Below are 16,965 nucleotides of genomic sequence, written 5' to 3' on the forward strand. Positions count from 1 at the left end.
GGGTGCCGGTCGAACCCGTCAGCCGCGGCGGGCGCGGCGGATGACGGCGGTGACGACCGGGGGGAGCAGGTCGCGGGCGGCGCGCTTGGCGACATTGGCCGGGCGGCGCAGTTCGGCGGCGCGGGCCCGGCGGGCGGCGAGGTCGCGGGCGGCCTCCTCCTGGGCCTCCTGGGCCGCCCGGCGGGACTGCGAGGCCTCGTTCCGGGCCGCCTCGGAGGCCAGCCGCCGGTGGTGGCGGGAGGGGCGGAACGCGTCGATCCCGTCCGAGCTGCCGGTCATCCGGAGCACCTGCTGCCCGTTAAGGGTCTCGGAGCTGAGGTAACAGCCCTCGGCGAGGTCCACCCGGTCGAGCAGGTCGCGCTGGAACGGCTCCGGATCCCCCCAGGTGCCGTAGAACTTGCACTCGGTCAACATGATCGGCTTGAGCCCGTGGTTGAAGACCGCGCCCCAGGTCGCGGCGGCCACGCCCGGGGTGTGCTGCGAGCGGTAGTCGTCCAGGACGACGACACCCTGGTCCTGGAGCGCGACCCGGGCCACCTGGAGGTCGCCCACGACGTGCTCGTACAGGTGCGAGGCGTCGATGTGGATGAAGCGGAACGTGCCCGCCGCGATCCGCCCGCCGGCCAGGGCGGAGGTCGGGGCCTGGATTATCTCCGGCAGTTCCTCGTGGAAGGCGAGGTAGTTGACCTCGAAGGCCGAGCGGGTCAGCGACTTCCGGTAGGAGGTGTCCATCTCGGCCGCGTTCTCGTCGTCCGGCGCGTCCGAGTCGAAGAGGTCACAGACGGTGAAGGACTCGCCGGGCTGGAGGTGCTCGCCGATCACGATCGCGCTGCGGCCCAGGTACGCACCCATCTCCAGCAGGTCGCCGGTGACCCCGGTCTTCTCCTGCCGCCCCATGAACCAGTCGAACGAGTGCCGGTCATGGTCCCAGAACCAGCCCGGAACGTCGTCCAGCACGGCTGGTTCGGCGGGCCGCTGCGACTCGTCCTTCAACGCGGCATCGGTCACGGGATGCTCCTTTTGCGGTACGGATGACCTGCGGATTTGAGCCAGACCTCAGCCCGGTGGCAGCCCCCGCCCGACCGTGGGACGCGCTGGTCCCGGACCATGTGCACCACTACGAACCATTGGCAACAGTAGTGCCTCACCGCTGAGTTCGCTGCAATCTACAGCGGTGCCCGCGGGTGTGAGGAGCTTTTCGCGCAATGATTTTCGCGGACCGTCGTTTCGCTGCCGGAGGGTGAACAGGGAGCCTTCGGGACGGTTCGTCCGGTGTCCCGCGACGGCGGACCACGGCACGGCCGGTCACATCGCACGCGGATCGTCAACTGGACGTCCAGCGGCGGGCGGTGGAACCGACGGCGCAGACGGTGGCGGGCGGCCGCCCGGTGCCGTGGCCGTGCGAGGCCCTGGAGCGGTCGGACTGGCGGCGCGCGGGCGTCGAGGCCGAGCCGTTCGACGAGAACACCGCGCGGTTCGCCCCGGGGCAACCCGCCGGCCCACCGGGCCGGATTGGCTCTTGCGCGCGGCCACCCGGGCCGCCTTGACTGGTTCCTTGACCAGCGCTGCTGGTCAAGCGGCCGACCGGATGAGAGGACACTCGGTGCAGCAGTACGCGGAGTACGGCGACCAGTACATCGACGGCGCCTGGCGGCCCTCCCTGGACGACGCCGGGTCGATCGAGGTGCTGAACCCGGCGACCGAGCAGGTGCTCGCCACCGTGCCCGCCGGCGGGCCCGCCGACGTCGACGCCGCGGTCGCCGCGGCCCGCCGGGCGGCCCGCGGCTGGGCGACGACCGCCCGCGCGGACCGGCTCGCCCTGCTGACCCGGTTGCGGGACGGAATCGCCGCCGCCCAGGAGGAGATCACCGCCACCGTGGTCGCCGAACTCGGCGCCCCGGTCGGCTTCGCCGCCGCCGTGCACGCCGGAGCGCCACTGACCGTGGCGACCTCCTACCTGACACTGCTCGCCGAGCACCCCTTCGAGGAGCGGATCGGCAACTCGGTGGTGCTCGCCGAGCCCGCCGGAGTGGTCGCGGCCATCACGCCGTGGAACTACCCGCTGCACCAGATCGTCGCCAAGGCCGTCCCGGCCCTGGCGGCCGGCTGCCCGGTGGTCCTCAAGCCCGCCGAGGACACCCCGCTGGTAGCCCGGCTGTTCGCCCGGCTGGTGCACGAGGCGGGCTTCCCCGCGGGCACGTTCAACCTGGTGACCGGCACGGGCACGGTGGCGGGTGCGGCGCTCGCCGCCCACCCGGACGTGGACATGGTCTCGTTCACCGGATCCACCGCCGTCGGCCGGCAGGTCGCCGAGACGGCGGGCCGGGGCCTGAAGCGCGTCGCCCTGGAACTCGGCGGCAAGTCCGCCAACGTGGTGCTGCCGGGCGCGGACCTGGCCCGGGCGGTCAACGTCAACATCGCCAACGTGTTCGCCAACTCGGGCCAGACGTGCAGCGCGTGGACCCGCCTGCTGGTGCACCAGGACCAGTACGAGGAGGCCGTCACGACAGCCGCGAAGGCCGCCGCCAAGTACGCCCCGGGCGATCCGACCGACCCGCAGACCCGGATCGGCCCGCTGGTCAACGCCAAGCAGCTGGCCCGGGTGCGCGGTTACGTCGAGGGCGCGCTCGCCGCGGGCGCCCGGCTGGTCGTCGGCGGCGCGGAGCCCGTCCCGGGCCTGCCCTCCGGCTTCTACGTCCGGCCGACCGTGCTCGCCGACGTCACGGGGGACATGGCGATCGCCCGGGAGGAGGTGTTCGGCCCCGTCCTGGTGGTCCTCCCCTACCGGGACGAGGATCACGCCGCCGAACTCGCCAACGACACCGAGTACGGCCTGGCCGGCGGCGTCTGGGCCCCGGACACCGACACCGCCGCCGCCTTCGCCCGCCGCCTCGACACCGGTCAGGTCGACCTCAACGGCGGCCGCTTCAACCCGCTCGCCCCGTTCGGCGGCTACAAGAGCTCCGGCCTCGGCCGTGAACTGGGCCGTTACGGCCTGGAGGAGTTCCTCCAGTACAAGTCGCTGCAGTACTGACCGCGGCGCCGGACGGGGTGCCGGCCGCGATGCCCGAACCCCCGGGCGTCGCGGCCGGCCAGGCGGGGCCGGTCAGGTGAGGTCGACGCCCGGGTAGAGGGGGAAGGGGGCGAGGAGGTCGGCGGCGCGCTTGGCGACGCCGTCGCGCACGGCGTCGTCGAGGCGGTACTGCGCCTTGGAGGGGGCGCCGCCCGCAGTGGTGGTCGGGGTGGTGGCGCGCAGCACGGTGTCGATCAGGGCGGCGATCTCGTCCATCTCGGCGGTGCCGAGGCCGCGGGTGGTGAGCGCCGGGGTGCCGAGGCGCACGCCCGAGGTGTACCAGGCGCCGTTCGGGTCCTGCGGAACGGAGTTGCGGTTGGTGACGACGCCCGAGTCCAGCAGCGCCGCCTCCGCCTGACGCCCCGTCAGACCGTAGCCGGAGACGTCGGCGAGGACCAGGTGGTTGTCGGTGCCGCCGGTGACCAGCCGGCCGCCGCGGCGCAGCAGGCCCTCGGCGAGCGCCCGGGCGTTGTCCACGACGGCGCGCGCGTAGGTCCGGAACTCGGGCCGGCGGGCCTCGGCGAAGGCGACCGCCTTGGCGGCCATGACGTGCGAGAGCGGTCCGCCGAGCACCAACGGGCAGCCGCGGTCGACGTGTTCGGCCAGTTCGGTGTCGCACAGCACCATGCCGCCGCGCGGTCCGCGCAGCGACTTGTGGGTGGTCGTGGTGACGATCTGGGCGTGCTGGACGGGGTCGTGGTCGCCGGTCAGCACCTTGCCCGCGACCAGGCCGGCGAAGTGCGCCATGTCGACCATGAGGGTCGCGCCGACCTCGTCCGCGATCTCGCGCATCCGCCGGAAGTCGACCAGTCGCGGGTAGGCGGAGTAGCCGGCGACCAGGATCAGCGGGCGGAACTCCCGGGCGGTCTCGCGCAGCGCGTCGTAGTCGATCAGGCCGGTGGCCGGATCGGTGCCGTAGCTGCGCTGGTCGAACATCTTGCCCGAGATGTTGGGCCGGAAGCCGTGGGTGAGGTGGCCCCCGGCGTCCAGGGACATGCCGAGCATCCGCTGGTTGCCGAGCGACTGGCGCAGCTGCGCCCAGTCCTGCTCGGTGAGGTCGTTGACGCCCCGGACCTTGGCCCGCTCCAGCGCCGGGCTCTCCACCCGCTGGGAGAGGACGGCCCAGAAGGCGGTGAGGTTGGCGTCGATGCCGGAGTGCGGCTGGACGTAGGCGTGGTCGGCGCCGAACAGGGCGCGGGCGTGCTCGGCGGCGATGGTCTCGACGTTGTCGACGTTGCGGCAGCCCGCGTAGAAGCGCCGGCCCGCGGTGCCCTCGGCGTACTTGTCGCTGAGCCAGTTGCCCATGGCGAGCAGGACGGCCGGGGAGGCGTAGTTCTCGCTGGCGATCAGCTTGAGCGAGGCGCGCTGGTCCTCCAGCTCCTGGCCGATGGCCGCGGCGATCCGCGGCTCCACGCCGGCGACCACGTCGAGGGCGTTGCGGAAGGCGGTGTCGGCGGCCGCGCCGGCGGTGGTGTGCGGGGCCTGAGCGGCCTCGACGGCATGAGGGGTGTGCGGGGCCTGAGCGGCCTCGACGGCATGAGGGGTGTGCGGGGCCTGAGCGGCCTCGACGGCATGAGGGGTGTGCGGGGTGGCCAAGGCGGTCTCCTCGTGGTGCACGGACGAGTACGGACGGCCCAGGCGCTCGGCAACTGTCGTGCGGGTGCACGGAGCCGCTTCCCGATGGTCGGTTCCATCCGTGCGCGCCAGTCGCGGCTCCCCGGGATCGTACCAATGCCCGGGGGAATGTGGCGGAGATCTCAGGATTCGGGACGGCACGCCCGTTTCGCCCCTTGATGTCCGTTCTTCTGCAACGACGGTATTGCAGCGAAATGACGCCGAATGAAGCCGCAATACGCGCCGAAACAATGCCGGGGAAAACCGCCGGAGGTGATTTGCGGACCTCCCCGCGCATCCGGTCTGATGGCGCTCGAACGGCCGACGGGAAACCCCCGGGGGCCGGTTCGGAAATGCACACCAGCGCACCCTCACCCACAGGGCGGCGGAGAATTCGGGGAGTACGCCTCTCATGGCCGTGGTCGAAACAGCAGCGGGCTCCGTCCCCGCACCCGCCGCGCCGAGGCTGCTCGGCCGGCTCCTGCGCGACCGGGTCGGCGCCGCCGCCCTCGCCGTCGTCCTGCTCTTCCTGCTGCTCGCCCTCGCCGCCCCGCTGATCGCCGCCCTGTACGGGAAGAACCCGGTCGAGCACTACGGCCAGAACTCCCCCGGCCTGCTCAGCGACAGCGGCCTGCCCGTCCTGCCGAACGGCGGCATCTCGGGCGACTTCTGGTTCGGCCTGGAGCCGGGGCTCGGCCGGGACGTCCTGACCCAGCTGCTCTACGGCATCCGCACCTCGCTGCTGATCGCCTTCGCCTCCGCCGCCGTGACCACCACGCTCGGCGTGCTGGCCGGGGTCGCGGTCGGCTACCTCGGCGGGATCGCCGACCGGCTGTTCGGCTTCCTGGCCAACGTGCTGCTGGCCTTTCCGACCCTGCTCCTGCTCCTCGCGCTGAGCCCCGTCATCCAGTCCCGGCTGGTCGATCCGGGCGCCGCGGAACCGGAGTGGATGCAGTTCCTGGTGCTGATCCTGGTCTTCTCCGCGTTCGGCTGGATTCCGCTCGCGCTTTCCCTGCGGGCCACCGTGCGGTCGCTCCGGGAAAGGGATTTCGTGCAGTCCGCCCGGGCCCAGGGCGCCGGCCGATTCCATGTCGTCGTCCACGAACTGCTGCCGAACGTCCGCTCGCAGCTGCTGGTGCACGCCACCATGGCGGTGCCGACCTTCGTCGCCTCCGAAGCGGTGCTGTCCTTCCTCGGCGTCGGCATCACGGAGCCGATCCCGGACTGGGGCCGGATGATCTCCCGCGGCTCCGAGGTCTTCCAGGCCGACCCGACCTACATGGTCTTCCCCGGTGTCGCCCTGCTGCTCTTCGTGCTCGCCTTCAACCTGCTCGGCGACGCCGTCCGGGACGCGCTGGACCCGCGCGCCGTCCGCTGAGCCCCGTCCTTCCCCGTCCATCACCCCAAGCCCGCCCCGACCCGCCCCGGCTCCCGGGGCAAGGAGAGATTCGCCATGCGCTGGACCAGACCGTCCCTCGCCGTCGTCGCCACCGCCCTGCTGGCGACCGCCTGCTCGGCCGGCGCGGGCACCGGCCCGGCGCCCGCCGGGGCGGCCGCCAAGGAGACGTCCCCGCTGACCGCCGCGCTCGGCGGCGAGAAGGAGAGCGCCGGCCCGGCCCCCGCCGTCGCCGGCGCCCGCGTGGGCGGCACCGTGAACGTGTACAACAGCGTCGAGTTCCGCCACCTCGACCCGCAGAAGGTCTACGCGGGCGCGACGTACAACGCCTCGCTGCTCTGGGGCCGCCAGCTGACCCAGTACCAGGTCGTCGACGGCAAGGCCAAGCTGGTCGGCGACCTGGCGACCGACACCGGCACCTCCGGCGACGGCGGGCGCACCTGGACGTACCGGCTCAAGGACGGCGTGGCCTGGGAGGACGGCAAGCCGATCACCGCCCAGGACGTCAAGTACGGCATCGAGCGCAGCTTCGGCAAGGGCTACGAGGTCGGCCCGCCGTACTGGCCGCAGTGGCTCACCGGCGAGGCCAGCTACGAGGCGGCGCGCGCCAAGTACTCCGGCCCGCAGGACGGCGACCTGGCCGCGATCGAGACGCCCGACGAGCACACCGTCGTCTTCCACTTCCCGCAGCCGCAGGCCGACGTCCCGTACATGGCCGCGCAGTCCTCGTCCTCGCCGGTGCGCCGGGACAAGGACACCGGGACGGACTACGACCGGCAGCCGTTCGCCACCGGCCCCTACCGGATCGTCGAGCACGTCCAGAACACCCGCATGGTGCTGGAGCGCAACCCCGCCTGGAAGGCCGAGACCGACCCGATCCGCAGCCAGTACCCGGACAAGTTCGTCTTCACGTTCGGCAAGGAGGCGCTCAACATCAACCAGGAGATCCTGTCCGGGCGCGACGGCGGTGCCAGCGCCACCACCGCCTCCGACGTGCTCTCCCCCGAGCTGTACCAGACCGCCGACACCGACCCGAAGGCCAAGGACCTGGTCGTCTCCGGGCGCCAGGGCGCCTTCGTCACCCAGCTGGTGATCAACAACGAGCGGGTGCCGGACGTCGAGGTCCGCAAGGCCCTGCACCTCGGCTACCCCCGCCAGCAGGCCCGCCAGGTCCAGGGCGGCTCCCGGATCGGCGAACTCGCCACCACGCTCAGCTCGCCGGCGCTGATCGACTGGGAGAAGTACGACCTCCACCCGGTCAAGCCCGAAGGCGACCCGGAGGCCGCCAAGGCCGCGCTCGCCAAGGCCAAGCAGGCGCCGACGAGCCTGACCTACGGGTACAGGAACACCCCGGACGGGCAGCGCACCGCACAGGTGCTGGTGGACGGCTTCGCCAAGTCGGGCATCACCATCGTGCCCAAGCCGATCGACCCCAAGGCGTTCCTGGACGAGGTGCACCGCGCCGACTCCCCGTACGACCTGTTCGAGGAGACCTCCTCCGTCGACTGGCCGACCCCGTCCACGCTGATCCCGTTCTCCTTCGACGGCCGCGCCGGCAGCGACCTCAACTCCGCGCGCTACCGCAACCCGGCGGTGGACAAGGAGATCGACCGGATCAACCAGATCGGCGAGCCGCGCGCCAAGGCCAAGGAGCTGTACGCGCTGGAGAAGACCGTGATGCAGGACGTCCCGATGCTGCCGTTCGTCTACGCGAACGTCAACCAGGTGCGCGGCTCCAACGTCGGCGGGGCGTTCATCCACCCCATCTACGGCACCGTCAGCCTGGCGTGGCTGTACCTGAAGTCCTGACCGCCGTACCCGCCCCCGCGCCGGTCGGTGCGGGGGCGGGCCCCTGAAGTCCCCGTGTGCTCCACGTAGCCCCCGCGGACGCCTCCCCGTACGTCTCCCCGTCCCGTCGACCCCGGACCGGCCATGCTCTCCTTCGCCCTGCGGCGGACCCTCCAGGCCCTCGCCGTCCTGGTCGCGGTCTCCGCCGCCGCCTTCGCCCTCTTCTACGCCGCGCCCGCCGACCCGGCCCGCGCCGCCTGCGGCCCGCGCTGCGACAGCGGCCAAGTCGCGGCGGTGCGCCAGAGCATGGGCCTGGACCAGCCGCTGCTCACCCAGTACACCGACTACCTCACCGGGGTCGTCGCCGGGCGCGACATCAGCGACGTGGACGGCTCGGTCATCCACTGCGACGCACCCTGCCTCGGCTACTCCTACCGGCTGCACCAGCCCGTCACCGAGGCCCTGGCCGACCACCTGCCGGTCACCTTCTCGCTCACCGCCGGAGCCCTCGCCGTCCTGCTGGTGCTCGGCCTCGGTACCGGCTTCGTCTCCGCGCTACGGCACGGCGGCCGCACCGACCGGCTGCTCTCCGGCTTCACCCTCGTCGGCGCCAGCGTGCAGATCTACTTCCTCGGGTACGTCGCCCAGTGGGCACTGGTCTACTCCACCGGCCTGCTGCCGCTGCCCTCCTACACCCCGCCGACCGAGGACCTCGCGGCCTGGGCGGGCGGGCTGCTGCTCCCCTGGCTCGTCCTCGGCTTCGTCAACTCCGCTGTTTTCGCCCGGCTTTCACGCTCCCAGCTGCTGGAGACGATGAACGAGGAGTACGTCCGCACCGCGCGCGGCAAGGGCCTCGGCCGACTGCGCGCCCACCTCAAGTACACCTCGCGCGGCGCCGCCGGGCCGCTGGTGCAACTGCTCGGCCTGGAGGCCGGAGTGCTGCTCGGCGGGGCGGTCATCACCGAGACGGTGTTCGGACTGAACGGGGTCGGACGGTTCGCCGCCCAGGCGGTGTCCGGGCAGGACCTGCCCGCGGTGGTCGGCGCGGTGCTGCTGGCCGCCTGCTTCGTGGTGCTGTTCGTCGCGCTGGCCGATCTGGTGGTGGCCTGGCTCGACCCGCGAATCCGCCTGAGCTGACTGGAGCCGTTCGATGACGTCCACTGTTGAGTCCGCGCCCGGGGCCACCCCTGGGCCCGGTGCCGCGCCTGCCGCAGAGCCCGTGCTGAGCGTTCACGATCTGACCGTCACCTTCGCCGACCCGCGCGGCGGCGCTCCCGTGACCGCCGTCCGGGGGCTCTCCTTCGACCTCGCCGCCGGTGAAGTCCTCGGCCTGGTCGGCGAGTCGGGCTCCGGCAAGTCGGCCACCGGCCTCGCCGTCCTCGGCCTGCACGACCCGCGCACCACCACCGTCACCGGCTCGATCCGGCTGGAAGGCCAGGAGTTGGTGGGCGCGACGGAGTCCGCGCTGCGCCCGGTCCGGGGCGGCCGGGCCGCGCTGGTCTTCCAGGACGCGCTCACCTCGCTCAGCCCCTTCCACGGCGTCGGCGCCCAACTCGCCGAGATGTACCGGCTGCACCACCCCGGCGCCGGTCGCACCGAGGCCCGCCGACGGGCCGCCGCGATGCTCGACCGGGTCGGCATCCCGGCCGCCCGGGTGCGCGACTTCCCGCACCAGTTCTCCGGCGGGATGCGCCAGCGGGTGATGATCGCCATGGCGCTGATGAACGACCCGAAGGTGCTGATCGCCGACGAGCCCACCACCGCCCTGGACTCCCGGGTGCAGCGGCAGGTCCTCGACCTGCTCGGCGAGTTGCAGCGCGAGCACGGCACGGCGGTGCTGCTGGTCAGCCACGACCTCGGCGTGGTCGCCGGGACGACGGACCGCACGCTCGTGCTGCGCGGCGGCGTCCAGGTCGAGTCCGCGCCGACCGCCGAACTGCTGGCCGCGCCGCGCGAGCCGTACACCCGCGCACTGGTCGGGGCGGCGCTCACCCTGGACTCCGTACCCGGTGCACCACTGCCGATAGTTGACGATCCGTCACCCGACGTCGAATTCACGCCCCGGGCGGTCGGGCGCCCCGAGCGCTGGCTCGTCGAAGTGACGGACCTCGCCGTCCACTTCCCCGGGCGGCGCCGCCTCCCCAGCCTGCGCACCGAGCCCGTCCGGGCCGTGGAGGGCGTAGGACTGCGGATCGCCCCCGGCGAGACGCTCGGGCTGGTCGGCGAGTCCGGCTCCGGCAAGTCCACCACCGCCCGCGTCCTGGCCGGCCTCCAACAGCCCACCTCGGGAACGGTGTTGTACGACGGCCAGGACGCCACCCGCCCGGGCCGGGAGCTGCGGCGCCGGCTCAGCCGGGAGATCCAGCTGGTCTTCCAGGATCCGTACGCCTCCCTCAACCCGCGCCGCACCGTCGCCCAGACCCTCGACACCCCGCTGCGCCTGCACACCTCACTCGACGCGGCGCAGCGGCGGAAGCGCTCGGCCGAACTGCTGGACCAGGTCGGGCTGCCCGCCGCCCACCTGGACCGCTACCCGCACGAGTTCTCCGGCGGACAGCGCCAGCGGATCGGCATCGCGCGGGCCCTCGCCCCGCAGCCGCGCCTGATCATCGCGGACGAACCGGTGTCGGCCCTCGACGTCTCGGTCCAGGCGCAGGTGCTCAACCTGCTGATGGAGCTGCGCGAACACCTCGGCGTCGCCTTCCTGTTCGTCTCGCACGACCTCGCCGTGGTGCGGCACTTCTGCGACCGGGTGGCCGTGATGCACCGGGGCCGACTGGTCGAGTCCACCGACCGCGACCGCCTGTTCAGCGCGCCGCACACCGAGTACACCCGGGAGCTGCTGGCGGCGGTGCACTAAGCCCTGGCCTCGCGGGGCCCCGGCCGCTCGTCCTCTACCCGGCGGAGGCGGCCGGGACGGTCGTGACCAGCGGGATGTACGGGTCGGTGCCCGCCTCCCGGACCACGGCGAGGTCGGTGAGGCGCCAGGGGCGAAGGATGAAGGGGCCCGTGTAAAGCGTTGGCACGATCAGGGCGGTCGGTCCATGCTCGAAGCCTGTCATGTGCGATCAAGGAGCCCCAGCGAATATGTCCGCCAGCGATCAATCCGACTCCGCAGGAGACCGCGCAGCCGTCGACCACGAGCTCGTCGAGGCCGCCCGGGCGGTGGCCCGGCGCTACTGCCGGGGCGACAACCACACCGTCGCGGCCGCCGGACGCAACGCCGACGGGCGGATCGTCACGGCCGTGAACGCCTACCACTTCACCGGCGGCCCGTGCGCGGAGCTCGTCCTCATCGGCGCGGCCGCCGGCCAGGGCGCGTACGACCTCACCACGGTCGTCGCGGTCGGCGACCAGGACCGGGGCGTCGTGCCGCCGTGCGGCCGCTGCCGGCAGGTGCTGCTCGACTACTTCCCGACGGTCGAGGTCGTCGTCAGGCGGGGAACGGAGCTGCTCGCCCTGCCCATCCTCGATCTGCTCCCCGAGGCGTACGTCTGGGCCGAGCACCAGGACGGCTAGCACCCTCGCCCTTGAGTCGTGCCCGTGTGGCCGTTCGCCCGTCGTTCGGCTGCGCGAGCGCGACTCCAGGCACTAGCGTGCTGGCGACGTGTCGTAGTGATCGCCAACCGAGGGGGCACATTGTCGGACGACCTGCTCACAGCAAAGATCAACCACGGGTTCGACCACCTCGACGCCGACGGCGACGGGCTCCTCACCGAACGGGACCACGTCCTCATGGGCCTCGCCGTCGCCCGCTCGCTCGGCCACCAGGAGGGCTCGGAGGCCGAGGCCGTCATCGTCCGCGCCTACCTGACGGTCTGGCACGACCTGCACCTCGCCCACCTGCCCGCCGGCACCGAGGCGATCACCCGCGAACAGTTCGTCCGCTCGACCGGCGCCCTCTCCGACGACCCCGAGGCCGCGCGGACCAGCTTCGGCGCACTCGCCGACGCCTTCCTCGCCGTCGCCGACACCGACCGCAGCGGAACGGTCGACGCCGGCGAATTCTTCGTCTTCCAGCGCGGCCACTTCGCCGGCCTCTCCCGCGACGACGCCGACGAGGCCTTCCGCCACCTCGACCGCGACGGCGACGGCACCCTCTCCGCGGCCGAGTTCACCAGCGCGATCATCGAGTTCTGGACCAGCCGCGACCCCAACGCCCCCGGCAACTGGTGGACGGGCAAGCCCCCGCACACCCTCTGACACCCCCTCCGGCACAGTCGCCCCCTCGCCCGCCGGAACGCGAGGCCGGCGGCCCGCCCGACTCGCCGTGCCCGCCGGTGGGTCAGGCGGCGGGGACGATGCGCTCGACGATGGTCTCGATCAGGGCGGGCAGGCTGTCGTCGCCCAACACCTCGGGCAGGGTGAGATGTTCGACGATCAGGCCGGTCATCGCGAGGTAGAGGACGAGGACGGTCTCGCGGTCACCGGGCAGCCCCCCGTCGAGGTGGTAGGCGACATTGGCCTCCAACTGCTCGCGGATGGTGCCAGTGAGCTGGGCCCGCAGGCCGGGACGGCGGGTGGCCTCCAGGCGCAGTTCGAGCATCGCGAGGTAGCCGGCCCGGTCGGCGGAGATGCGGCGGATCAGGTCGTGCATCAGGGCGGCGACCAGGGCGCGGTCGCGCGGGGCCCGCAGCAGGTCGGCGATGACGGCCGGGTCCGGGGTGAGCCGGTGGTGGATGTGCCGGGCGGTCTGGTGGAGCAGGTGGTCGCGGTTGGCGAAGTAGTTGGAGGCCGTGCCGTTCGGGACGCCGGCCTGCACGTCGACCGCGCGGAAGGTGAGACCGCGGGCGCCGTCGCGGGCGAGGACCTCGATGGCGGCGTCGGCGAGGGCGGTGCGGCGGGCGGGGTTCTGGACCATGGCCCGATTCTCTCTCGCGGGGTTTTCGGGGGCCGGGGCGCCCAGGCTTGAAAACACCTTGGCAACCACTACGACTGGAGCACTATAGTCGCAGTGGTTAGGCGACGGGCCGCACGACCCGCGCCGTTTCCCGACTCCAGAGGACCTGCATGCGCAAGCTCAGCTACTTCATCGGCACCACCATCGACGGCTTCATCGCCGGCTCGGACGACAGTTTCGACTTCTTCGCGCCGTTCCTCACCGAGGACTACACCTCGACGCTCCTCGCCGAGTACCCGGAGACCATCCCCACCCCCGGCCGCGCGGCGTTCGGCATCGCGGAGGCGCCCAACAAGCGCTTCGACACCGTCGTCATGGGCCGCGGCACCTACGCACCGGGGCTGGCCGTGGGCCTCACCAGCCCCTACGCCCACCTGCGGCAGATCGTGGTCTCCCGCACCCTCGGCGCCGGCCCGGACCCGGCGGTGGAGGTCACCTCGGAGGACCCGGTGGCCCTCGTCCGCCGACTGAAGCAGCAGGACGGACTCGACATCTGGCTCTGCGGCGGCGCCGACCTGGCCGGCCGGCTGCTGCCCGAGATCGACGAGTTGATCATCAAGCAGTACCCGGTGGTGGTCGGATCGGGCATCCCGCTGTTCCGCGCGGAGTTCGAGCCCCGCGCCTTCACGCTCACCGACAGCCGCGTCTTCGAACGCGGCAACGTCGTCCTCACCTACGCGCGGACCGCGCCGGACGCCGCCTGACGCACACCATCCGGCGGACGCGCGGGGCAAGAGGCGCTATCGCGGCGCGGGCGCGAGGACGTACCGTGGGCGCTCCCCCGAGCCGAGAGGTCGAACCCGTGTCCGAGGAGGCCCTGCCGTTCTTCGTCTACGGCACCCTGCGCAGCGGCGGCCGCAACCACGCCGCCCACCTGGCCGGACGCTGCGCCGACATCCGCCCGGCCGTGCTGGACGGCGCCACGCTGCACGACGGCCCCGGGTACCCGTACGCGGTGCCGGACGCGACGCCCGGGCGCCGGATCGTGGGCGAGCTGATCACCGTACGGCCCGGCGCGTACGCCGGAGCGCTCACGGCGCTGGACCGACTGGAGGACTGCCGGGCGGACGGAACGGGCCTGTACGTACGACGGCGACTACCGGTACGGACGGCGGCGGGCGAGGTGCGGGAGGCCTGGGTGTACTTCGCCGGGCCCGTCGTCGAGAGCCGGCTACGGGAGCGGCCCGCGGTGATCGACTCGGGGGACTGGACGGACCGGTAACGGGTGACGGGCGGGAGACGACCTGCCGGATACCGCCAGGTAGGCTGCCCCGATAGTTGTTTTCTCTACTCACGGCGCCCGCCGAACGACAAGGAGCCACCCGGTGCCCGAGCTGCCACCCCCGATCACCGTCGTCGGGATCGGGGCCGACGGCTGGCCCGGCCTCTCCACCACCGGCCGCGCCGCCCTGCGGGCAGCCGAGGTGGTCGTCGGCGGCCCCCGGCAGCTGGACCTCCTCCCCCAGGACGAGGTCGCCGCCGAGCGCGTCCCGTGGCCGTCCCCCCTGCGCCCGGCCGTCCCCGGACTGCTCGCCGCGCACGCGGACCGCCGGGTCGCCGTCCTGGCCAGCGGCGACCCGATGTTCTACGGCATCGGCCGCACCCTCGCCGAAACGGTCGGCGCCGGGCGGCTGCGCGTCCTGCCGCACCCCTCCTCCGTCTCCCACGCCTGCGCCCGACTCGGCTGGCCACTGGAGTCCACCGAGGTGGTCAGCCTGGTCGGCCGTCCGCTGGACACCCTCGCCCTGGCCCTGAACCCCGGCCGCCGCCTGCTCGTGCTGAGCGCCGACGCCACGACCCCGGCCGCCGTCGCCGCGCTGCTCACCGCGCGCGGGTACGGCGCCGCCCGCCTGCGCGTGCTCGAACAGCTCGGCGGCCCGGCCGAACGCCGGCTCGACGGCACCGCCGACGACTGGCCGCACCCGCCCGGCGACCCGCTGAACGTCATCGCGGTCGACCTCGGCGACGGCCCCCGCAGCCCGCTCGTCCCCGGCCTGCCCGACGCCGCCTACGAGAGCGACGGCCAGCTCACCAAGCGGCACGTGCGCGCCGCCACCCTCGCCGTCCTCGCACCCTCCCCCGGCGAACTGCTCTGGGACGTCGGCGGCGGCTCCGGCTCGATCGCCGTCGAGTGGCTGCGCGCGCACCGCGACTGCCAGGCCGTCAGCATCGAACGCGACCCGGTGCGGGCCGAGCGGATCGCCCGCAACGCCGCCGCCCTGGGCGTGCCACGACTGCGCGTGGTGACCAGTCCGGCCCCCGCCGCGCTCTCCGAACTCCCCACCCCCGACGCCGTGTTCATCGGCGGCGGCCTCACCGCGACCGGCCTGCTGGACAGTTGCTGGGCCGCCCTGCGACCAGGCGGCCGGATCGTCGCCAACACCGTGACGCTGGAATCCGAGGCGCTGCTCACCGAGTGGTACCGGCGCCACGGCGGGGAGCTCGTCAAGCTCGCCGTCGCGCACGCCGTCCCGGTGGGCGGCTTCACCGGGTGGCGGCAGGCCATGCCGGTCACCCAGTGGTCCGCCGTCAAGCCCAACACCCCTCAGGAGAACGCGTCGTGACCGTCCACTTCATCGGAGCCGGCCCCGGTGCCGCCGACCTGATCACCCTGCGCGGCCAGCGCCTCCTGGCCCGCGCCGAGGTCTGCCTCTACGCCGGCAGCCTGGTGCCGCGCGAACTGCTCGACGAATGCCCGCCCGGCGCCCGCCTCGTCGACACCGCGCAGCTCAACCTGGACCAGATCATCGCCGAGCTGGTCCGCGCGCACCAGGCCGGACAGGACGTGGCCCGGCTGCACTCCGGCGACCCGTCCGTCTTCTCCGCCGTCGCCGAGCAGATGCGCCGCCTCGACGCGGCCGGTGTGCCGTACGAGATCGTCCCCGGCGTGCCCGCCTTCGCCGCCGCCGCGGCCGCGCTCAAGCGGGAGTTGACCGTCCCGACCGTCGGCCAGACCGTCATCCTCACCCGGATCGCCAAGCGCGCCACCCCGATGCCCGAGGGCGAGGACCTGGCCACCCTCGGCCGCAGCGGCGCCCTGTTGGTGCTGCACCTGGCCGCCGGATACGTGGACGACGTCGTCGAGCAGTTGCTCCCGCACTACGGCGCCGACTGCCCGGCCGCCGTCGTCGCGATGGCCAGCCGCCCGGACGAGCTGGTGCTGCGCGGCACCCTCGCCGACATCGCCGAGCAGGTCAAGGCCTCGGGCGTGGTGCGCACCGCCGTCATCCTGGTCGGGCGGACGCTGGCCGCCGAGCAGTTCCGCGACAGCCACCTCTACTCGGCGGAGCGCGAGCGCCCGCACGAGCCCTGCGGGGCGTGAACCCCGTGACCCGGCACGTCCTGATCCTCGGCGGGACGACGGAGGGGCGGGCGCTGGCCGCCGCACTCGTCGAGCTGCCGTCCCTGCGGGTCACCAGTTCGCTGGCCGGCCGGGTCGCCCAACCCCGGCTGCCCGCCGGAGAGGTGAGGATCGGCGGCTTCGGCGGCCCGGACGGGCTGGCCGACTGGCTGCGCGGCGAACGGGTCGACGCGGTCGTCGACGCCACTCACCCGTTCGCCGCCGGGATCTCGCAGAACGCCGCACTCGCGGCGGCGGCCACCGACGTACCGCTGCTGGTGCTGCGGCGGCCAGGCTTCGCACCGGTCGCCGGGGACCGCTGGCTCCCCGTACCCTCGCTCGCCGCCGCGGCCGAGCTGCTGCCGCGGCGCGGGGAGCGGGTCTTCCTCACCACCGGACGGCAGGGCATCGCCGCGTTCGCCCACCTCGACGGGGTCCGCTTCCTCGCCCGGTCGGTCGACCCGCCCGAGCCCCCGCTGCCGCCGTCCTTCGAAGTCCTGCTGGACCGGGGGCCGTTCACGCTCGACGGCGAACGGGCGCTGCTGCGCGAGCGGGGCATCGACATCGTGGTCACCAAGGACAGCGGCGGCGCCGCGACCGCGCCCAAACTCACCGCCGCACGCGAACTGCGCCTGCCCGTGGTCATCGTGCGGCGTCCGCCGGTCCCGGACGGCGTACCGGTGGCCCCGGACGTACCGGGCGCAGTGCGGTGGTTGCAGCACCTGCGCTAGGCCCAATGCTGGTGACTTTGGGCCTAGCCCCAATGCCGGTGACTTTAGGTTGTTGCCGGCTGGGTGATTGTGACTGTTGCCGGTTGTGGTGGTGGCCAGTTGCGGTGTTGGGCGCGTTTGAGG

General features: G+C 73.1%; 16 protein-coding genes and 1 riboswitch. Of the genes, 12 read left to right on the forward strand and 4 right to left on the reverse strand.

Annotated elements, in window-relative coordinates; all coding sequences use genetic code 11:
- Positions 1-18: 18 nt before the first annotated feature.
- Positions 19-1,008, reverse strand: a complete 990-nt coding sequence (locus ACIQVZ_RS32530) for a class I SAM-dependent methyltransferase (protein WP_402454913.1) — start codon at positions 1,006-1,008, stop codon at positions 19-21.
- 595 nt (positions 1,009-1,603) lie between these two features.
- Between ACIQVZ_RS32530 and ACIQVZ_RS32535 the strand changes: the two genes are divergently transcribed.
- On the forward strand, positions 1,604-3,034 hold the full coding sequence (locus ACIQVZ_RS32535) for an aldehyde dehydrogenase family protein (protein ID WP_402454915.1): 1,431 nt from the start codon (positions 1,604-1,606) through the stop codon (positions 3,032-3,034).
- Between the two features lie 72 nt (positions 3,035-3,106).
- Here the strand turns inward: ACIQVZ_RS32535 and ACIQVZ_RS32540 are convergent, their stop codons facing one another.
- Positions 3,107-4,669: a glycine hydroxymethyltransferase gene (locus ACIQVZ_RS32540; protein ID WP_402454917.1), complete on the reverse strand. Its 1,563-nt coding sequence runs from the start codon at positions 4,667-4,669 to the stop codon at positions 3,107-3,109.
- A gap of 29 nt (positions 4,670-4,698) precedes the next feature.
- Positions 4,699-4,794: riboswitch (ZMP/ZTP riboswitch) on the reverse strand.
- A gap of 305 nt (positions 4,795-5,099) precedes the next feature.
- Here ACIQVZ_RS32540 and ACIQVZ_RS32545 point away from each other — a divergent pair.
- The 4 genes from ACIQVZ_RS32545 (at position 5,100) to ACIQVZ_RS32560 (ending at position 10,731) form a co-directional block, all read left to right on the forward strand.
- On the forward strand, positions 5,100-6,065 hold the full coding sequence (locus tag ACIQVZ_RS32545; RefSeq protein WP_350875529.1) for an ABC transporter permease: 966 nt from the start codon (positions 5,100-5,102) through the stop codon (positions 6,063-6,065).
- Positions 6,066-6,140: 75 nt separating this feature from the next.
- The gene (locus ACIQVZ_RS32550) at positions 6,141-7,892 is read left to right on the forward strand and encodes an ABC transporter substrate-binding protein (protein WP_402454920.1); all 1,752 of its coding nucleotides are present in this window, start codon (positions 6,141-6,143) and stop codon (positions 7,890-7,892) included.
- Between the two features lie 123 nt (positions 7,893-8,015).
- Positions 8,016-9,008 (forward strand): ABC transporter permease, encoded by a 993-nt coding sequence (locus ACIQVZ_RS32555; protein WP_063350084.1) that lies wholly within the window; start codon positions 8,016-8,018, stop codon positions 9,006-9,008.
- Between the two features lie 13 nt (positions 9,009-9,021).
- The gene (locus ACIQVZ_RS32560) at positions 9,022-10,731 is read left to right on the forward strand and encodes a dipeptide ABC transporter ATP-binding protein (RefSeq protein ID WP_402454922.1); all 1,710 of its coding nucleotides are present in this window, start codon (positions 9,022-9,024) and stop codon (positions 10,729-10,731) included.
- 34 nt (positions 10,732-10,765) lie between these two features.
- On the opposite strand, the gene ACIQVZ_RS32565 is transcribed toward ACIQVZ_RS32560, so the two are convergent.
- Complete coding sequence (locus tag ACIQVZ_RS32565; RefSeq protein WP_402454923.1) at positions 10,766-10,897, reverse strand: hypothetical protein; 132 nt, start codon at positions 10,895-10,897, stop codon at positions 10,766-10,768.
- A gap of 61 nt (positions 10,898-10,958) precedes the next feature.
- On the opposite strand from ACIQVZ_RS32565, the gene ACIQVZ_RS32570 reads away from it, so the two are divergent.
- Both ACIQVZ_RS32570 and ACIQVZ_RS32575 read left to right on the forward strand, forming a co-directional pair.
- The gene (locus ACIQVZ_RS32570) at positions 10,959-11,390 is read left to right on the forward strand and encodes a cytidine deaminase family protein (RefSeq protein ID WP_402454926.1); all 432 of its coding nucleotides are present in this window, start codon (positions 10,959-10,961) and stop codon (positions 11,388-11,390) included.
- 120 nt (positions 11,391-11,510) lie between these two features.
- On the forward strand, positions 11,511-12,074 hold the full coding sequence (locus ACIQVZ_RS32575) for an EF-hand domain-containing protein (RefSeq protein WP_402454928.1): 564 nt from the start codon (positions 11,511-11,513) through the stop codon (positions 12,072-12,074).
- Between the two features lie 82 nt (positions 12,075-12,156).
- On the opposite strand, the gene ACIQVZ_RS32580 is transcribed toward ACIQVZ_RS32575, so the two are convergent.
- On the reverse strand, positions 12,157-12,732 hold the full coding sequence (locus ACIQVZ_RS32580; RefSeq protein WP_350875505.1) for a TetR family transcriptional regulator: 576 nt from the start codon (positions 12,730-12,732) through the stop codon (positions 12,157-12,159).
- A 149-nt stretch (positions 12,733-12,881) separates the two neighbouring features.
- Here ACIQVZ_RS32580 and ACIQVZ_RS32585 point away from each other — a divergent pair, with 149 nt between their 5' ends.
- The 5 genes from ACIQVZ_RS32585 (at position 12,882) to ACIQVZ_RS32605 (ending at position 16,842) form a co-directional block, all read left to right on the forward strand.
- Entirely contained in the window at positions 12,882-13,475 is a 594-nt protein-coding gene (locus tag ACIQVZ_RS32585) for a dihydrofolate reductase family protein (protein WP_402454931.1), read from the forward strand.
- Positions 13,476-13,573: 98 nt separating this feature from the next.
- Positions 13,574-13,993, forward strand: a complete 420-nt coding sequence (locus tag ACIQVZ_RS32590; protein ID WP_350875501.1) for a gamma-glutamylcyclotransferase family protein — start codon at positions 13,574-13,576, stop codon at positions 13,991-13,993.
- Between the two features lie 103 nt (positions 13,994-14,096).
- Positions 14,097-15,335 carry a precorrin-6y C5,15-methyltransferase (decarboxylating) subunit CbiE gene (gene cbiE / locus ACIQVZ_RS32595; protein ID WP_402454933.1) on the forward strand — a complete coding sequence of 413 codons (1,239 nt, stop codon included), beginning with the start codon at positions 14,097-14,099 and terminating at the stop codon, positions 15,333-15,335.
- Positions 15,332-16,093 carry a precorrin-4 C(11)-methyltransferase gene (cobM, locus tag ACIQVZ_RS32600; RefSeq protein WP_380373850.1) on the forward strand — a complete coding sequence of 254 codons (762 nt, stop codon included), beginning with the start codon at positions 15,332-15,334 and terminating at the stop codon, positions 16,091-16,093. The genes cbiE and cobM overlap by 4 nt, the downstream gene beginning before the upstream one ends.
- Positions 16,090-16,842 (forward strand): cobalt-precorrin-6A reductase, encoded by a 753-nt coding sequence (locus tag ACIQVZ_RS32605; RefSeq protein WP_350875495.1) that lies wholly within the window; start codon positions 16,090-16,092, stop codon positions 16,840-16,842. Before cobM ends, ACIQVZ_RS32605 begins: the two co-directional genes overlap by 4 nt.
- Positions 16,843-16,965: the final 123 nt, after the last annotated feature.

Source organism: Kitasatospora sp. NPDC098663 (assembly GCF_044760075.1).
In the GTDB taxonomy this organism is placed as follows: Bacteria; Actinomycetota; Actinomycetes; order Streptomycetales; family Streptomycetaceae; genus Kitasatospora.